The sequence below is a fragment of the Actinoplanes sp. NPDC026619 genome, assembly GCF_040638295.1.
Taxonomy (GTDB): Bacteria; Actinomycetota; Actinomycetes; order Mycobacteriales; family Micromonosporaceae; genus Actinoplanes.
In genome coordinates, this window is sequence record NZ_JBEZYA010000022.1 from 1 (window position 1) to 17,255 (window position 17,255).

At 68.3% G+C, this 17,255-nt stretch carries 9 protein-coding genes; 5 read left to right on the forward strand and 4 right to left on the reverse strand.

What is annotated here, in order from left to right; translation table 11 throughout:
• Positions 1-748: 748 nt before the first annotated feature.
• On the reverse strand, positions 749-958 hold the full coding sequence (locus AB0E90_RS36880) for a hypothetical protein (RefSeq protein ID WP_360416284.1): 210 nt from the start codon (positions 956-958) through the stop codon (positions 749-751).
• 110 nt (positions 959-1,068) lie between these two features.
• Between AB0E90_RS36880 and AB0E90_RS36885 the strand changes: the two genes are divergently transcribed.
• The gene (locus AB0E90_RS36885) at positions 1,069-2,517 is read left to right on the forward strand and encodes an Ig-like domain-containing protein (RefSeq protein WP_360416286.1); all 1,449 of its coding nucleotides are present in this window, start codon (positions 1,069-1,071) and stop codon (positions 2,515-2,517) included.
• 205 nt (positions 2,518-2,722) lie between these two features.
• Positions 2,723-3,487 (forward strand): hypothetical protein, encoded by a 765-nt coding sequence (locus tag AB0E90_RS36890; RefSeq protein WP_360416288.1) that lies wholly within the window; start codon positions 2,723-2,725, stop codon positions 3,485-3,487.
• A gap of 42 nt (positions 3,488-3,529) precedes the next feature.
• Here AB0E90_RS36890 and AB0E90_RS36895 read toward each other — a convergent pair whose 3' ends face one another.
• The gene (locus AB0E90_RS36895; protein ID WP_360416290.1) at positions 3,530-6,259 is read right to left on the reverse strand and encodes a hypothetical protein; all 2,730 of its coding nucleotides are present in this window, start codon (positions 6,257-6,259) and stop codon (positions 3,530-3,532) included.
• 294 nt (positions 6,260-6,553) lie between these two features.
• Here AB0E90_RS36895 and AB0E90_RS36900 point away from each other — a divergent pair, with 294 nt between their 5' ends.
• Both AB0E90_RS36900 and AB0E90_RS36905 read left to right on the forward strand, forming a co-directional pair.
• Positions 6,554-7,663 carry a WD40 repeat domain-containing protein gene (locus tag AB0E90_RS36900; protein ID WP_360416292.1) on the forward strand — a complete coding sequence of 370 codons (1,110 nt, stop codon included), beginning with the start codon at positions 6,554-6,556 and terminating at the stop codon, positions 7,661-7,663.
• A gap of 136 nt (positions 7,664-7,799) precedes the next feature.
• Positions 7,800-9,149, forward strand: coding sequence for an FAD-dependent oxidoreductase (locus AB0E90_RS36905; RefSeq protein ID WP_360416294.1), 1,350 nt, complete (start codon positions 7,800-7,802; stop codon positions 9,147-9,149).
• On the opposite strand, the gene AB0E90_RS36910 is transcribed toward AB0E90_RS36905, so the two are convergent.
• Complete coding sequence (locus AB0E90_RS36910) at positions 9,142-11,643, reverse strand: hypothetical protein (protein ID WP_360416296.1); 2,502 nt, start codon at positions 11,641-11,643, stop codon at positions 9,142-9,144. The two genes, AB0E90_RS36905 and AB0E90_RS36910, sit on opposite strands and share 8 nt — an antisense overlap.
• 135 nt (positions 11,644-11,778) lie before the next feature.
• On the opposite strand from AB0E90_RS36910, the gene AB0E90_RS36915 reads away from it, so the two are divergent.
• Positions 11,779-13,266 carry an HEXXH motif-containing putative peptide modification protein gene (locus AB0E90_RS36915; protein WP_360416298.1) on the forward strand — a complete coding sequence of 496 codons (1,488 nt, stop codon included), beginning with the start codon at positions 11,779-11,781 and terminating at the stop codon, positions 13,264-13,266.
• Between the two features lie 4 nt (positions 13,267-13,270).
• On the opposite strand, the gene fxsT is transcribed toward AB0E90_RS36915, so the two are convergent.
• Positions 13,271-17,170, reverse strand: a complete 3,900-nt coding sequence (gene fxsT / locus AB0E90_RS36920; protein ID WP_360416300.1) for an FxSxx-COOH system tetratricopeptide repeat protein — start codon at positions 17,168-17,170, stop codon at positions 13,271-13,273.
• Between the last annotated feature and the right edge of the window lie 85 nt (positions 17,171-17,255).

Sequence of the window (17,255 nt, forward strand, 5' to 3'; positions counted from 1 at the left end):
TGAGGACAACCCCTCTATAGCGGGAGTTCCGCTGTTCCATACGCATCGACACACCCGCTTGACACCCCGCCACCACCGCTAACTACGCGGCATTGGCGTTAGCGTGGGGCATAGAGGACCTCTCGGGTGAAACGGAACTCTCGACAAGCTCCACTTCACCCGGAGGTCCTCACCCATTTCCGGACTTCCGCAGCGTTACCAACGTCCGTGGACAGAACACCTAGGGCCCGGTGGTGCTGGCGTTCAAAGTGTCGCCCGAGGTTCCCTTGAGGTACGCGGACTGCATGCGCATCTTCAGGTTCGTCGGGTGCGTGCCAACCGCCGAGATCGCGGATTTGCCCGTGCTGGACAGCCGGAAGTATTGGCTCCCGTCGGTGTGCCACTAGCCGTTGTAGTAATACTGCAGCGTGAAGAGCTGAGAACGCCCGACGCCGCGGTCATAGGGATACAAACCGGCACGACGCCGGACTTGCGCGCCGACTCGCCGTCCGATCTAGTGCATTGGTCGGCCGGACCAGCAGAAACGCAGCTGGACTCAAGTGGACGTGGCGCCCTCAAATTGGTACGGCAATTTATTTTGAGCCCTCGTAACTGAGTGGAGTGACCATCTGACTACGTCAGCACACGGCGAACTCCCGGAAGACCATGGGCATGGGCTTCCGGTCGAGACCTGGCGCGCGACTCTGGTGACTCTCGGCGGAGTGATCGACAAACTCCCGCGCCGAGCCGCGATCGCCGCTCTCGGGCATCACATCGACTTGCCCACGCTGAATCGGCCGCTCACGGCGACGTTGTAGTTCTGCCGGCACCCGTCGTCTTGGCGTGACGAGAGATCGGCACGCAGCCGCGAAAGAAGCTCTACTTCCCACTCACGGCCCTGGGACGGAGGCTGGCCGCTCTCGGCGTCGGGCCACTCCCAGGACATGCGTTCAGCGTAGGCGGCCGCGTCCACGATCACTATGGACACCGGGTCGCTGCCGGCCCGGCAGGATCAGCGGCAGCTCCGCTGGGCCCCCTACGCGCGCCCCCAAGATCGTATGCTCAAGCATCGATCGACGGGTGAGGGCGATGAGAGCAGCGAAGTGGACAACCTTTATCGGCGCCGCGGTCATGACCGCGACTCTGACCATGCCCTCCGTGGCGCTCGCCGATGGTCCGACGATCGTCGACGTCGGCCTCACCGCAGGGCAGATCGTCAACGGCACGGTGAAGGTGCAGCCGGCGTTCGCCGATGAGAGCCTGATCAGCCGAGTCGAACTGAAGGTCAACCACTACCCGGCCGGGAGCAGCGTCAAGGCACCCTTCGCGCTGTCCTGGGACTCGCGCAGCCTCTACGACGCCGACGCCTGGGTGGAGATCGTCGCCTACGACCGCGACGGCAACGAGACCACCTCGCCGGTCGTGGTCGTGCACGTCGACAACAACGCACCGTTTATCTACTTCCCGTGGATTCTCAGCGACGCCAACCCGCAGATGCCGAACATGAGCTTCACCGGGGTGGTGCCGGTCGACTTCGCCAAGAACGGCGTCGACGACGACACCGCCGGCATCCAGCTGTCGATCGGCTCGCAGACGATCGGCGTGGTCAACGAAGCGCCGTGGACCATCAACTGGGACACGACCGGCTATAACGGGCGGACGACGCTCACCGCGCGCGCCTGGGACCGTTTCAACAATTCGCACTCGACCAGCAGCACGGTTTGGGCCGACCACACCGGTCCTACGGTTGCCGTCGACTACGACATGTCACCGGGCTATGTCCGGGCCGGTGGCCGCATCTCCGCCACGATCGCGGACGGTGCCGGCATCGGGCCGGCCGACCTGCTGGTGAACGGAGTTTCCGTCGGCACCTATCCCGGCGGCGACGGGTTGGCGGCATTCACCTGGCCGCGCACCGTTCCGAGCGGCCCGGCCACCATGACGGTCCGGGCGCGCGACCTGCTCGGGAACGTCACGGACCTCAGCCGTACGGTAATTGTGGACAACGACCGCCCGGTCGTGACCGCCTCCCCGGCCACAACGCTGCTGCGCGGCAACGTCACCTCCGCCGTGACCGTTCGCGACTCATCCGGCGTCTACTCCTTCGGCACCGGCTTCGACCACGTGCAGACCGTCACCATGAAGTCACCGCTTCGCATCACGCTGAACAGCAACGCGATCCGAACCGGCAAGCACACGCTGATCTGGCAGGTCAGCGACCGGGCCGGCAACCTCACGGTGGTCACGCGCACGGTGACCGTCGACAACGCCAAGCCCTCGCTCCGCGTCACGGCGGCTCCGGCGAGCAACAGCAAGCTGCGCAAGCCCACAACGATCAAGGCCACGGCCACCGACACGTACGGCGTGAGCCGCGTCGAACTGCTGATCAACGGCAAGATCGCCGCCGTGGACCAGAAAGCCGCCTACCGGTTCACCGTGAACCCCAAGAAGTACGGCAAGAAGTTCACCTTCCAGCTCCGCGCCTACGACAAGGCCGGCAACGTCACCTACAGCCCGAAGCGCACCTACCGCCGCTGACCCGGGACCAGTCAGCCGGAAATTTTCGGCGATGAGCAAGCAGACTGGGCAGGTCACGACCCTTTTCCAGTCTCATTGACGCGCTGTTCGTCAGGTGAAATTTGGCTGAACGGACGGTACGGTTGCGTCGCGTCGTATTGGAAGATCACTTGCCCCGGCTGGTGCCTCGCCGGGTCGTTGATCCTCTCTCGTGACTGGGACTTTCATGACTTCTGTGCGCCACCGCGCCCTTGCTGTTCTGCTCGCTGTCGCGCCGGCTGCCGGTCTGCTGATGGCCGCCGCGCCGGCTCAGGCCGCGCCCTCCACCGCCTTGCCGACGGTCAAGTCGGTGTCGACGAGCAAGACGAGCTTCGTGCTCGGCTCGAAGGCGGGCTGCAGCAAGATCACCTTCACGGCGGTGCTCAGCGCGACCATGCCGTCCACCGACTACCTGTTCTCGGCCGTCGGCGTCGACCTGTTCGCGCCCGGCGCCTCCGGCGACGACAGCTACGACGGCACCGCGCTCAAGCAGGTCGGCACCAGCGCCACCTACTCCGGCTCGCTCAACTTCTGCGGCAAGTACACCGCGGGCAACTGGCGCGCCGAGGTCTATGGCGCGGCCGTCCCGAGCGACGCCGATGACGAGAGCGACGTCCAGATCACCAACGTCGTCAAGGTCGGCATCTCGCTCAAGCGGCCGTCGACGCTGTCCTTCAACGCGTCGCCGGAGCCAGTCAAGAAGGGCAAGAAGCTCACCGCCGCCGGCACCCTCAAGGTCGACGGCAAGGTGCTCTCCAAGGCCACGGTGCAGATCTACTTCAAGGCCACCGGCGCCAAGACCTACTCGCTCAAGGGCAGCACCACCACCAGCAGCAAGGGCGCCTTCACCAAGAAGTTCACCGCCACCAAGAGCGGAACCTGGAAGGCCGTGTACGCCGGCAGCAGCACCAAGAACACCGTCAGCGCCGCCGACGCGGTCAAGGTCAAGTAAGGCATCGCGGCCGCCCCGGTTTCCCGGGGCGGCCGCACACGCCTACTTCTGGATGGTGACCGGCGCGCTCGTTGCCCGGCCGTCGGTGTAGCCCGGCTTCACCGAGACCACCGTGACGGTGATCTTCTGGCCGGCCATCGCGGCGGTCAGGTCGAGCGACGCCGAGGTGGTGCTGAGGATCTTGCCGTTCGCCCGCCATTCGTAGCGGAACGAGTCGGCGGCCGGCTTCCACGTGCCGGTAGTGGCCTGGACCGTCTCGCCCGCCTTGGCCTTACCGGTGATCTTCGGCAGCGCGCCGACTACCGGGGCCGGGCCCTTGACGACCGCGGCCGTTGCGGTCGACGTCGCGGCAGCCGAGGTGTAGCCGGGCTTGACCGCGGTCACCGAAACCGACAGCTTCTTGCCGAGATCAGCGGCCTGCACGCGGTAGGTCGCGCTGGTCGCCTCGCTGATGGGCGTGCCACCCGCCGCCCACTGGTAGGTGAAGGTGGTCCCCTTCGGGCTCCACGTGCCGGTCGAGGCCTTCAGCCGGGAACCGACCGCCGCCACTCCGGTGATGGCCGGCTTGGCGACGATGCTGAGTGCCGGCGGGGCGACGATCGTGAAGGCGTTGCTGAGCCGGACCGCCGAGTTGTAGCCGTCCGGCTGGACGCCCACCGCGGCCGGACCGGTCGCGGCCCCGGTCAGGTCGACAGTGACCGTGAGGGTCCGGCGGTCGGCGGAGACACCGGTGATCGTGCCGTTCGCGTAGCCGCCGTCAGACATGTACACGTAGACGTAATTACCCGTGTTGAAGCCCGAGCCGGTGATGGTGAGCGTGCGCTCGCCGCCGGCCTCGACCGCGCCGGGCGCCACCGAGGTGACGGTCACCGGGTCGGCCTCGATGTAGAAGCGGTAGTACGTCTCGGACGAGCGGACGCCGTCCGCGGTCTTGCTCGTCGCGTGCAGGCTGAAGTAGCCCGAGATCGTCGGCGTCCACGCCACGCTGGCCGTGCCGTCGGAACCGACCGGAACCTCGACGTTGTAGAGGTCGGTGCCGTCGATCGAGTAGACGAACTTGGTCGCCCCGGGCTGCTGCGCCTTGAAGGTGAACGTGCCGGGTGCGATGTGGCCGGAGCCGCTCGTCGGGAAGTCGGCCGACGTGATCGCCGGCCCGTTGACCACCGACCAGGAGGTGCTGCCCTGGTCGGTGTGGACGCCGGCGGCGTTGCGCGCGATCACGCTGACCGAGGTGTACTGCGCCTTGGTCACCGGGAACTGGAACGTCGCGGTGCCGTCCGCGGCCGCCGGGACGATCTGCTTCGTCGTGGCGTCGTTGTTCAGGACCGCCTCGTATTCCGTGGGGTTCACCATCTCGGTGCGCGCCTTGATCGTGGCGGTCGTGCCGGCCACGTCACCGCCGGTGCGGGTGAGCGTCGGGGCGGCGCCCCAATGACTGATCGACAGCCAGCGCGCCTCGGAGAGCGTGCCGTCGGCGCTGCGAGCCTGCACTCGGACGCCGATCGTGCGCTCGTTGGTGTTGTCGGCCGTCCAGGTCAGATCGGCCGACCCGTCGGCGCCGGCCGGGATCGTGGTCTTGGCGGACTCGGACGAGTCGCCGGCGACATTCCAGTAGACGTACGCCGTCACGTCGCTGGTCCGCGGCGCGAGGTGGAAGTGGAGCGAGGACCCGCGAATCACGCCGCGGTCCACGTCGCCGGTGACCCGGGGTGCATTGTCGACGTAGAACTCGTACGCCTGCTCCGGATGTGTCGCCCCGTCACGGGTGATGGAGCGTACGTAAAGGGTCTGGTGTCCGGCTTTGGTCGGCGCGATCATCGCGCTGGCCTTGCCGTCGGAGTCCGCGTCGACGCTGCCGGAGGGGCCGTCCTGGTCGATGTGCCAGGCGAACGACGACGTGTCCGCGACGGTCGACGAGAAGTCGAACTGGCCCAGCACGCCGACGTTGTAGTTCAGATCGCCGTAGCCCTCGGAGTTCTGATAGGCGGCCGAGAAGACGCTGGGCCGGGTCTCGCGCACGGTGAACGTGTAGTACTGCTGCTCCGAGTAGTTGCCGGCGCGATCGATCCCATACACCGTCAAGGACGTGTTGCCCGAGGTCCGCGGCTTCCAACTGATCGTGGCCGGGCCGCCGAGGCTGGTGGCCGGGACGGTCTGGTCGCCGGTGCTGGAACCGGAGTCGACGCTGTCCCAGAACGAGTATTTGTAGCTGACCGTGTCGTCGGCGGCCGGGGTGAAGGTGAACGAGCCGGCGGTGCCGATCTCGCCGCTGGGGTCGTAGCCGGCGGGGTAATCGGTCGAGGAGACGGCCGGCGCCGAGCCGCCGCTGCGGTCGACCGCGTAGTAGCAGGTGTCGCTCCACGGCGAGGCGTCGGAGTCGTTGGCCACCCGGACCTTCCACGCGTACGTGACTCCGTCGAGCTGGCGTGCCGGGTCCTCGAGCTGGACGAGAACGTTGCCGTCCGACGCTCCGGCCCGGTCGCTCCAGTCCTGCGGCTGATCGGGGTGGGCGGTGTCCCACACCTGGAAGTCGGCGGTCGGTTCGGCGCCCCAGACCGCGGTGTCGTAGTTGCCACGCAGCACGACCGCCTGGGCGTCGTTGAGCCGCGTGGGGCTCAGATAGGGCCCGGGCGACGTGGTGGCGCAGGCCTGGCCCGCGGTGGTGAGCCCGGTCGGGCCGCGGTCGGCGGCGAAGGCCGGCGCGCTGTTGAGGCCGATGGCCCCGAACCCGAGTGTGGAAGCGACGATGAGTGAACACACACGCCTGTGCATGCGTTTCCCCCGTGCAGATCGATGGGCCTCAGACGGGCCCGAATGAGGAGAGCATCGCATAGGCGTATGACAGTTTTTGGATGTCTTGAAGGGTCGATACGATAACGTTGCGACGATCCTGGATCGGCCTGATCAAGAACTCGGGCGGATGAACTCCGGCGAACAGCGCGAACATTCCCCGAGCATGATCGTTACCGTGCAGAAGTGACTACAGCGAGGGATCGTAAAGCAACCCACAGTGACTCTCCGGTGAGTGGCCACCTGCGACGCGCTGGCTGGGCCGTCGCCGTGGCCATGATCGGACTACTGGCGCCCGCCGGCGTCGCGCACGCCAGCCCCCACCCCACGGCAGCCCACGCCGTCGGTGAGGCCGCCGGCGCCCGCCCGCGTAACGTCGTGCCCGGTTCGGGCGGCATCATCGCCGTACGCCCGGACGGGAAAGTGTTCGCCACCGTCAGCCACGGGACCGTGCGGCTGTGGAACACGGCGACCGGGCGCCGGGCCGGAGCAGCATTCGCCGGCGGCATCGGCCTCATCCGCGCCATCGGGTTCAGCCCCGACGGCAAGCTGCTGGCCGTCGCCGCCGACAACGAGGTCTCGCTGTGGGACACCACCACCGGCGAGCGGTCCGGATCGCCCCTGACGGGACACGTCGGGCCGGTCCGTTCGGTCGCTTTCAGCTCGAGCGGGCAACTGCTGGCCAGCGCCGGTGACGACGCCACGGTTCGGCTGTGGGACCCCACCACCGGAACTTTGGTACGCACCATCACCGGTCACGCCGGCGCGGTGGGTTCGGTCGTATTCAGCCCGGACGGCCGAAGCCTCGCGACCGCCGGCATCGACCACACCGTACGGCTGTGGCAGACCAGCACCGGCCAGTCGATCGGGGCGGCCATTTCGGCAAACCCCGGCCCGGTGTACGCGATGAGCTTCAGCCCGGACGGCAGCCTCCTGGCCACCTCAGACGGCGGCAGTGACGTACGGCTGTGGAACCCGGCCACCGGCGAGCCCGCGGGCGCACCGCTGACCGGCAGCACCGGCCCGGTGTTCGCCCTCACGTTCAGCCTCGACGGAACACTGCTGGCCACGTCCTCCGGCGGCGACAACACCGTACGGCTGTGGAACGTGGCAACCCGCCAGCCGGCCGCCGAACCGCTCGCCGGTCATACCGCCCCGGTTCGCGCCATCCGGTTCAGCCCGAACGGAAAGCTGCTGGCCACCGGTAGCGACGACGGGACCGTGCGGCTGTGGAACACCGCGACCGGAAGCGCCGTCGGCTCGCCGCTGACCGGTCACGAGGGGCCGGTCTGGGCACTGCGGATCAGCCCGGACGGCAAGCGCCTGATCACCGCCGGCAAGGACGAGAAGGTCCGGCTGTGGCGCCTGCCCAAGAACCCCGCCTGACCCCTTATTGATGGGACCGGCCCGAGCTGCGCAAACGCGGCTCGGGCCGGTTTTTGTGACGACCGCCATAAATTAGGTAAGGCATGCCTAACTATGATCGTGGTTCCACGTCTTCGACCGAATGAGGAACGCGACCATGGAACGCCCGCTGCGGGTTGCCGTCATCGGAACCGGCCCGGCCGGTGTCTACGCCGCCGACCACCTGATCAAGGCCACCGAGGCGGTGACGGTCGACATCTTCGATCGGCTGCCGACACCGTACGGCCTGATCCGGTACGGCGTGGCACCGGACCACTCGCGGATCAAAGAGGTCGTCAACGCCCTGTACCGGGTGCTGAACAACCCGCGCATCCGGTTCATCGGCAACGTCGAGTACGGCGTGGACGTCAAGCAGGAGGAACTGCGGCGCTACTACGACGCCACGGTCATCGCCACCGGCGCCGAGAAGGACCGGCCGCTGGACATTCCCGGCATCGACCTGCCCGGCAGTTTCGGGGCCGCGGACTTCGCCTCCTGGTACAACGGGCACCCGGACGTGCCCCGGGACTGGCCGCTGGAGGCTCGCGAGATCGCGGTGATCGGCGCCGGCAACGTAGCCGTCGACGTGGCCCGGATCCTCGCCAAGACCGCCGACGAGCTCCTCACCACGGAGATCCCGGACAACGTCTACCAGGCGCTGAAGGCCAGCCCGGCCACCGACGTGCACATGTTCTCCCGGCGCGGCCCGGCGCAGGTGAAGTTCACGCCGCAGGAGTTGCGCGAGCTCGACGCCTCACCGAACGTCGAAGTGATCGTGCATCCGGAGGGCATCGAGTTCGACGAGGGCAGCCTCGCCGCCATGCGCGAGACCCGGCACGTCAAGATGTGCGTCGACATCCTCCAGAACTGGGCCGTCCGCGACCCGCGGGACCGCCCGCGCCGCCTGCACCTGCACTTCCTGCAGTCCCCGGCCGCGGTCCTCGGCGACGGACGGGTCGAGGGCCTGCGCACCGAGACCCAGGAACTGACCGGCGACGGCTCGGTGCGCGGCACCGGCGAGTTCACCGACTGGCCGGTGCAGGCGGTCTACCGGGCCGTCGGCTACCTCAGCCAGGCGCTGCCGGAGCTGCCGTTCGACAACGGCAGCGGAACCATCCCGCACACGGCCGGACGCATCCTCGACCTCGACGGCGAGCACATCCCGGGCATGTACGTCACCGGCTGGATCAAGCGCGGCCCGGTCGGCCTGATCGGCCACACCAAGGGCGACGCCGGCGAGACGATCGCCCACCTGCTGGCGGACGCGCCCGGACTGCCGGCCGCACCGGACCGCGACCCGGACGCCGTCCTGGCCCACCTGGCCGGCCGAGGCCTGCGCTACACGACGTGGGCCGGCTGGCAGCGCCTGGACGACCACGAGATCGCCCTCGGCGCCCCGCACAGCCGCAAACGGATCAAGGTCGTCCCCCGAGCCGACATGCTGGACATCTGCGCCCCTCTCATTTGATGAACGAGAAGTACTGGTACGCCGTCCACGTGGTGGTGTTCAGGCTGTCGCCGGCGCTGCCCTTGACGTACGCCGCCCGGACCCGCAGCTTCGCCCCGGTCAGACCGGCGCCGCTCAGATAGAGCGTGTCGGAGGCATCGAAGTAGCGGCTGTCCATGGCCTTCCACTTGCCACCGGAGTAGCGCTCGAGCCGGACGAAGACCTTCCGCGAGGCGCCACTGGTCATCGGCGTGGTGAAGATCGCCTTCTTGCCGGCGTGGTAGTAGCGGTACGTCGTACCGCTGATCTTTGCGGTCTTGTAGTAACTGGCCAGCTTGAGCGAGAGGCTGACCTTCGTGCCGACCGTCGCCGTCACGCTCCGCGGCGCGGTCCGCGCGTCGCCGGTGAAGACCGCGCTCACCGCGGCGTTGCGGGTCAGCTTGAAGCCGGCCGCCAGGTTGCCGCTGCTGTTCACCGTGCCCCGCTTGAGCAGGCGCTTGACCTGGTCGTTGCCGCTCGGGTCGGCCCAGATCTCGACGGTCCGGTTCTGGTAGGTCGCCCCGAGGTGCGCGGTGAAAGTCACCGTCTGGCCGTAGTTGTAGACCTTGCCGTTGTTGGTCAGCGTCAGGCTCGGCGTGACCCGGGAGACCGCGACCGACCGGGTCGCCGACGCCGGCGTGTGCGTGCCGTCGCCGGCGTAGGAAACCCGGTAGGTCACCGTGCCGCCGGCCGTCGGGGTGTCGGTGAAGGAGATCGAGCCGTTGGCGCCGACCGGCTTGACGCCCAGCGACAGGCCAGCCGGGTGTTCCAGGTCGGTCCGGGTGACCGACACCGTGGTGCCGCCGGCCAGCGGTGACGGCGACGCGAGCGTGCCGGTGATGGTGAGCGGCTTGGCCCGGGTCGCCGAGACCGGCCCGGCCAGCGTCAGGGTGGACGCGGTCCGGGAGACCACGACCGACGCGGTCGCGGTGGACGGCAGGTGGGTGTCGTCACCGGCGTACGCGACCGCGTAGGTGACCGTGCCGGCAGCCGGCGGGGTGTCGGTGACCGCGAACGAGCCGTCCGCCCCGACCGTGGCGGACACCGGCGCGGCGCCGCCCCGGGAAACCGCGACCGTGACGCCGGCGGGCAGCGAGAGGGCCGACGTCAGCGTGCCGGTGAGGGTGATCACTGCCCCCGGGACCGCCGTCGACGGACCGGACAGGGTCACCGCCGACGCGACCCGGGCGATGCCGACCCAGATGGTGGCGGTCGACGGCGAGTGGTTGCGGTCGCCGGCGTACGAGACCTGGTAGCTCGCGGTGTCGGCGACCGGCGGAGTGTCGGTGAAGGAGAACGAGCCGCCCGCCCCGACCGTGGCGGGCGCCAGCGCGGTGCCGGCCCGGGAAACCGAGACCGTGGTGCCGGCGGGCAGCGACACCGAGGAGGCCAACGTGCCGGTGATGGTGATCGCCGCGCCCGGAACCGACGTCGACGGCGGGCCGGACAGGGTCAGCGTCGACGACGCATGCTTCACGTCCGCGTAGCTGCGCAGCGTGTAGGCCGGACCGTTCGACGAGACGGTGAACAGCCGGCTGCCGTCCGGCTCCCACGCCACGCCGTGCGGATCGATCTGCCCGAGGTCCGGCAGGTTGAACCGCTGGATCATCTCGCCGGCGGCGGTGAAGACGTACCCGTCCCAGGCGTCGTAGTAGGCGGAGTTGCCGCTGGCGATGGTGCCGTCGGTCGCAATGTCCACGGCCACCGGGTACGGATCGGTCGCCAGCTGCTGCGTGGCCGCCAGGTTGTCGGCGTCGCGAAGAGTGACTCGTTCGTCGCCCGGGTAGACGGTGGCGATCTGATTGCCGTCCGGAGAGAGCGCCGCGTCGGCGACGTCCTGGTTGGTCAGGACGGACCCCACCACCGTGACCGTGTCGCCGGACACGTCGAGGATGGCGGTCTTGCCGAGGGACGCCACGCCCAGCCGGTTCGGCGCGGCCGAGGCGGTGGCGAGCTCGGCGACACCGGTCCAGCCGGTCTCGAACCGGTCCAGTACGACCGTCGGGGTCGCGGTGGACGGGTCGATCGTGCCGAGGTTGCCGGGGATGCCGTTCGCGTACGAGAACCAGATCCTGCCGCCGGCGATCGCCACGTCCTTGGGCGCGACGGTGCCGGTCGAGTATTTCGCCGTCTGAGCCAGCGTGGTGGGGTCCAGAGCGAAGACCGCGAGCCCGTTCGGCGAGGTCACGTACAGCTCGGACGAGTCGGCGGAGAGAGCCAGATTCGTCGCGTTGTTCACCGGCGCGCTGCCGAGCTGGTTTCCGCTGTAATCGGTCGCGACGACCTTGCCGCTGGTCGGGTCGCTGACGAAGACACGCTGGTGCGCGCCATCGACGAGCAGGTCGCCGACCGAATTGATGGCAATCACCGCGCCGGGGCTGGAGTCGGCCAGCGCCGACTTCGTGATGCCGAACGTCAGCCCGGTGGCGCCGACCACCACGGCAACGGTGGCCGCGCCGATCCTTTTGCTACCCATGTTTCCCCCGTGCTCGAGTTTCCGGGCGTGACGTTATATCGAAGATCACCAACGGCGGATCATGCGAAAGGACGAGCCGGACCAGGATCGTCGTAACGGTCTAGTAACGACGGTGCCGCCGTGTGAGGATGAGGCGTGCGAACGCTGCCATTGACCGTGGACGAGTTCGACAGCCTGGCGGCCGGTCACGGGTCGGATTCGGCGCTCGCCCACCTGGTCGCCGGGCAGCTGGCCAAGCGGCGGCTGCTGCTCTGGGGCGCCGTCCGGGACGCCCGCCGGCTCGGCATTCCGGTCGACGAGCCGGTCGCTCTGCTGCTGCGCGTGCTCGAGCGGTCCCCCGCAGCCTTCGACGAGGTGATCGCGCATCCGCAGGTCGACGCGTGGGCGGCCGGCTTTCCGGAAAAAATCGACATCAATTATCTGTACGGGCTGGCCGCGGCCGCCGCGATGCGTGCTCGGATGCCGTTCGCTTTGGACACCGCCGCGTCGCTGCCCGGGTTGGGGCTCGTAACCGGCAAGGAATTGACCTTCGACGGAACTCGGGTCACGACCGGCGAGCTGCAGTCCCTCCTGCTGCTCGATCTAACCGATGTGGACGGACCGGTGATCGCGGTCGACCATCTCGACCAATACCGCGACCGGTACGGCGAAACGGTGGCCGCCCAGTTACCCGACCCCGACCGGTTCGCCGCCCGCTGGCGAGAAGCCTGGGAGCTGCTGGCCGCCGACCATCCGGCACACGCTCGAGCCGTACGAGCAATGCTTCGGTCCTTCGTTCCGCTTGAACCGACCACCGACGGGATGGAACGCAGCGGCGTCAGCAGCCGGGCAAACGGCTCGATCGCCATCGCGCTGCCGGCAACCGCGGCGGCGATGGCCCGGCTGGTGCTGCACGAGACGCAGCACCTGAAGCTCGACGCACTTCTCGACCTCGTCGACCTAACCCAGGGCGACGGCCGGCCACGCCACTATGCCCCGTGGCGAGGCGATCCCCGACCCGCAAGATCACTACTGCAGGGCACGTACGCCCACCTGGGCGTCGCCGAGTTCTGGCGCGGCCGGGACGCCCGGCAGTTCGCATACTGGCACGGGCAGACCGCCCGGGCGGCGATCACGCTGGCCGCGTCCGGCGAGCTCACCGCGGACGGCGAACGCTTCGTCGCCGGCATGCGAGCCACCCTCGACGACTGGGCGGACGACCCGGTGCCGGCCGCCGACCGGCACGCGGCGGACGTGTGCGCGAAAGTCAGCGAACTGGTGTGGCGCCTAGGTCATCGAGCCCTGTCCGGGGACGCCCTCGTCGCAGCTTGGAGGGCGGGCACACCGGCGCCCGCGGATCTAGAGGGCGAGGCCCAGCAGGGCCGGTCCGGTGGAGCTCGGATCCTTTCCGCGATCCACGGCGGACGCCTCTCGGACGGCGATCGTGAGCTGCTCGCCGGCGACGACCACGCCGCCGCCCAGCACTACGTCCAACGGATCACGGCGGGCGACGCGACGAACGACGACTGGGCCGGCCTAGCGGTGGCGACGGCGGCCACGGCGAGGCCGGAGGTGGCACGGGACGTCTACGCCGCGGTGCGACCGGCCGACCCGCGAGATCTGCTCCGCTGGTCGGCCGGATGATCGATCAGGTCCGCAACTCGATGTCGACGTCGATCCGGCGGGCCTCGGTGGCGGCCAGCGTGTATGGATGCGAGGCCCCCAAAATGTCGACGGAGCGCTCCTGAACCCGAGGCAGTTCGGCGCGAGCCTGTGGCCCGTCGCGGCGCTCCCTGGCACTCAAGGCGAGGTTGACCTCGGCCGCCAGCGTGGTCGGGTGCCGCTCACCCAGCCTCTCGGTCAGTCGGCGCAGGATCTCGACATCCAGGTCGTACGCGTCCTCGAAGCCGCCGCCCTTGAACCGGCTGGTGGCAACGCTCATCTGCGCGATCAGCGTGTGCGGGTGAGCCGGGCCCAGCACAGCCTTCAGCCCGGTGGCCGCTTCCTCGGCTCGTGTGCGGGCTCCGACCAGGTCCCCGTTGGCCCGCTCGATCATGGCGAGATTGGCCAGGGCGACGAACCGGTACGGGTGGCGCGAGCTGTACCGATCACGGAAGTAGTCGTGCACCCGCTGGGCGTGCTTGCGGCCCTCGCCCGGCCGACCCGACCACCACATCGCACAGGCCAACTCCAGCTCGGCCGTGATCGTGTCGGGGTACTGCGGGCCGCCCAGCGTGACCAGTCGGTCGTAGGCCTCATCGACCAGCGCATAACCGCGCAGCGACTCGCCCACCGACCGGAGAACCCCGGCCAGGTTGGCGGCAATTCGCCAGGTCAGGATTGCATCCTCGGCCCTCGAACGCTGATTCCCGAAAAGTTGCTCGAGAACCTCCAACGCTTCGCGCTGCCGACCGGTGGCGCGCAGGAGGCCGGCGATGTTGTCCTGGTAAGTGACGATGCGGTAGTCGTTCGACGCCAACGCTTGCCGCGGGTGACTCGCGATTACCTCCTCCTGGCCTTGGAGCGCAGCGGCGAAGTCACCCGTGAGCCTGATCGACTGCGCCAGGTTGTTCTGCTGAATGATCGTCCGCTCGTGACTGGGGCCGAATGTCTCCCGAGTGCGAGGCGCGTTCTTCTCGTCCAGTTCACGCGCCCGCGTGAACTCGCCGAGACCCCGCATCGACGCGGCCAGACCGGTGGTGGCCATGAGCGTGTAGGCGTGCGCCTCGCCGAGGCCGGACGCCTTGGTCATTCTCTCGACGACGTCGAGGTCGATTTCGTAGGCGCGCCTGACCCGCCCGGCCTCCCGAAGGATGTTGCCGAGCTCGGATTGCAGTCGGAGGGTGAGCGTGTCGTCCTTGCCGTGCAGCTCCGCCCAGCGGTCGTAGACCCGGGTGGCGAGATCCTCGGCGCCGATGAAGTCGTTGCGGTTGCGTAGGTAGCTGGCGAGGTCCAAGAACAGCCGCCGTACGTCGTCGCGCGACGCCTCGACCGCACCGGACGCCTCCAAGTGGGCGCGGAGTTCCTCGTAGACCGGCCAGTTGTCGCGGTCCTCGCGTGGGCCGCGCCGGACGCCGGCCAGGATGCGCCAGAGTTCCTCCCGCGTGCTTGTCTGCTCTTCAGCACTCAACTCGTCGCGAATGATGCGCTGGGTGAGCCGGTGAACAACCGCGCCACCACCGGTGGACGTGTTGACCCGGGCGAGGGCATAGCGGCCGATGACGCTGATCAACGTGCGCTGCAGCAGCGGGTCATGCATCGTCGGGTCGATCTCGGCCAGGTATTCCGAGAGTCGCTCGCTCTCCAGCAGCCGGAACGGGATCGCCTCGGGCGCCAGGAACGCGAACAGCCGTAGCAGGCGCGCGGCCGCCGGACTCTCCATGCTCAGCCGCTCGTAGGACAGCCGGACGCTCGCCGTGGTCGACGGCTGGTTGGGCGGCGCCTGCTGGTCGAGCACCTGGGCCGTGCGGATGGCCAGCTCGGCCAGGTAGTCGGCCGGGGTCGAGCCGGTCAGCGCGAGCCAGGCGGCCGCCTGCTCGAGCGCCAGCGGCAGGTCACCGAGAGCGTCGGCGATCCGGTCCGCGTCGTCGGCCTTCAACCCGCGCACCCGCCGCTGGAGAAGCTCCACGCTCTCGCCGCGGGCGAAGACCTCAACGTCCAGCCGCGGCACGTGGTACTTCTCGGACCAGTGCGGATTGCGCGAAGTGATGATCACGTGTCCCGTTCCAGCTGGAATGAAGTCGTGTAGTTCCTCGGGCGAGTCGGCGTTGTCCAGCACGATCAACCAGCGTGACGAGGGCTCGCCCTGCCGGAGCATCTCGCGGACCGCGAGGAGCCGCTCCTCAGCATTGCCCGGAATCCCGAGGCGTTCGGCGAGTTCGGCGAGACTGGTGCGGACGCGGTCGGTCTGCTCGGCCGAGATCCACCACACGATGTCGTAGGTCGCCGCGAAGCGGTGAGCGTATTCGAGCGCTATCTGAGTCTTGCCGACACCGTTGATGCCCTCGAGCGCGATCCGGCCGCCCTCGGCCGGGTCGGCCGCCGCCAGTTGATCGCGAAGAGCCTCCAGCAGTCGGTGCCGCCCCGAGAAGCTCGCGTTGCGGACCAACTGGAGGTTCCAGTGTTTGGCCTGCAGGCGCGGATAGCGGATGTTCTCGTCGGAGTCCTCCAACGAGGCATGGCTCGGGTCGGCCTGGATTTTCAGCGCGTCGAGCACGACGTCGAGCGCACGGTCATTGCCGATCCTGGTCAGGTCCACGCTCGGATAACGCCGCAACGCGGCTGGGAGTGGCACGGCGGCCGTCTGAACCGACAACGCGAAGTCGTCGTCGATCCCGGCGCCCCGGCGCTGCAGGGCGTCGGCCAGCTGATCGTTCTCCGGGAAAGTTTCGTAATCACGCGAGATAAGCGTGATCGCCCGATCGAATTCGTCGAGGTCCGGCGTCGCTGCCCCGGCAAAGTGCAGCTGCGGGGTATGACCGTTGCGCAGCAGCTGCTCCCTCAACCACTCGGCGTAAACCCGGTCCAGCGGCACATAGTTGATCAAAATACGGCTCGGCTCAATGGGATCGGAACGTTCGAACATGCGCAGGTAGCGCTGTCGCACGCTTTCCTCGATCGCCAGGGCCGAGACCGGCAGTCCGGCGATTCGCCGGGCCAGGCGTAGATAGGGTGCCAGCAGCGAATTCTCGAGATTCGGCAGGTCACCGAAGGTGGCGAGGATCTCCTCGTACGCGTAATAGGACCGATAGGGCAGCTCGATCGAGCCCCAGTAGTCCTCGAGGTCGCCGATGCCGGTCTGAACGAGCAACGGCGAGAACATGCGGTGTGCGTACGCCCGTCCACGCTCCAGCCGGCGTTGCTCGCCGTCCTCGACCCGGGTCGGCACCGGCAGGATCCTGGGCACCGGTCCGCCCCGCGCCTCACGTGCGCGCACGATCGACTTCGCCACCGCGGCCGAGCCCTCGATGCTCTGCGTGTTGAGCGTGAAACAAGCAACGACCATGTCCGGCATCTCGACGGTGCAGATGCCGGCCGTGTCGCTGAGCCCGGTGCGACTGTCGATCAGGACGAAGTCGTATTCCGCGAGCATCTGCCGTCGCAGCTCCGGAAAGAACTCGTTGCCCCGGGCACGCCAGAACGCGTCCCAGCCGAAGGTACTGACGATCTTCGAGTACGGCGGTCCCTGACGGCCGGCGCCGAGGAAGTCCAAGCGGCCGGTGCCGAAGTCCCACTCCAGCGACACCGTGTATTCACGGAAGTCAGTGATCTCGATGGGATCTTCGTCGTCACCCATCGCCGCATCGGAGAACCGGCGGATCATTTCGATCACGCCGTCGGTCTCACGCAGGTTCTTGTCGCGCAGGAATGGGTGGAAGTATCGATGCAATCCCGGCGACTCAAGATCCCAGTCGACCGTGAGCACGCGATAGCCGTTGGCCGCCAATATCCACGCGATATTGGCGAGCGCCATCGTCCGCCCGGTGCCACCCTTGTACGAGTAGAACGTGACGATCTGCCCGGCTGTGCGGTTATCGGGTGCGGTCACGCCTAACTCCTCGTCATCCGTGACGTCATCAGAGTCGGTGCACCGATCGCACCGATCCCAGCCTAGGACGAAAGCGCCACCGTCG

Coding starts and splice junctions, on each gene's coding strand:
- AB0E90_RS36885 (WP_360416286.1), top strand. CDS start 1,069: ATGAGAGCAGCGAAGTGGACAACCTTTATCGGCGCCGCGGTCATGACC.
- AB0E90_RS36890 (WP_360416288.1), top strand. CDS start 2,723: ATGACTTCTGTGCGCCACCGCGCCCTTGCTGTTCTGCTCGCTGTCGCG.
- AB0E90_RS36895 (WP_360416290.1), bottom strand. CDS start 6,259: ATGCACAGGCGTGTGTGTTCACTCATCGTCGCTTCCACACTCGGGTTC.
- AB0E90_RS36900 (WP_360416292.1), top strand. CDS start 6,554: ATGATCGGACTACTGGCGCCCGCCGGCGTCGCGCACGCCAGCCCCCAC.
- AB0E90_RS36905 (WP_360416294.1), top strand. CDS start 7,800: ATGGAACGCCCGCTGCGGGTTGCCGTCATCGGAACCGGCCCGGCCGGT.
- AB0E90_RS36910 (WP_360416296.1), bottom strand. CDS start 11,643: ATGGGTAGCAAAAGGATCGGCGCGGCCACCGTTGCCGTGGTGGTCGGC.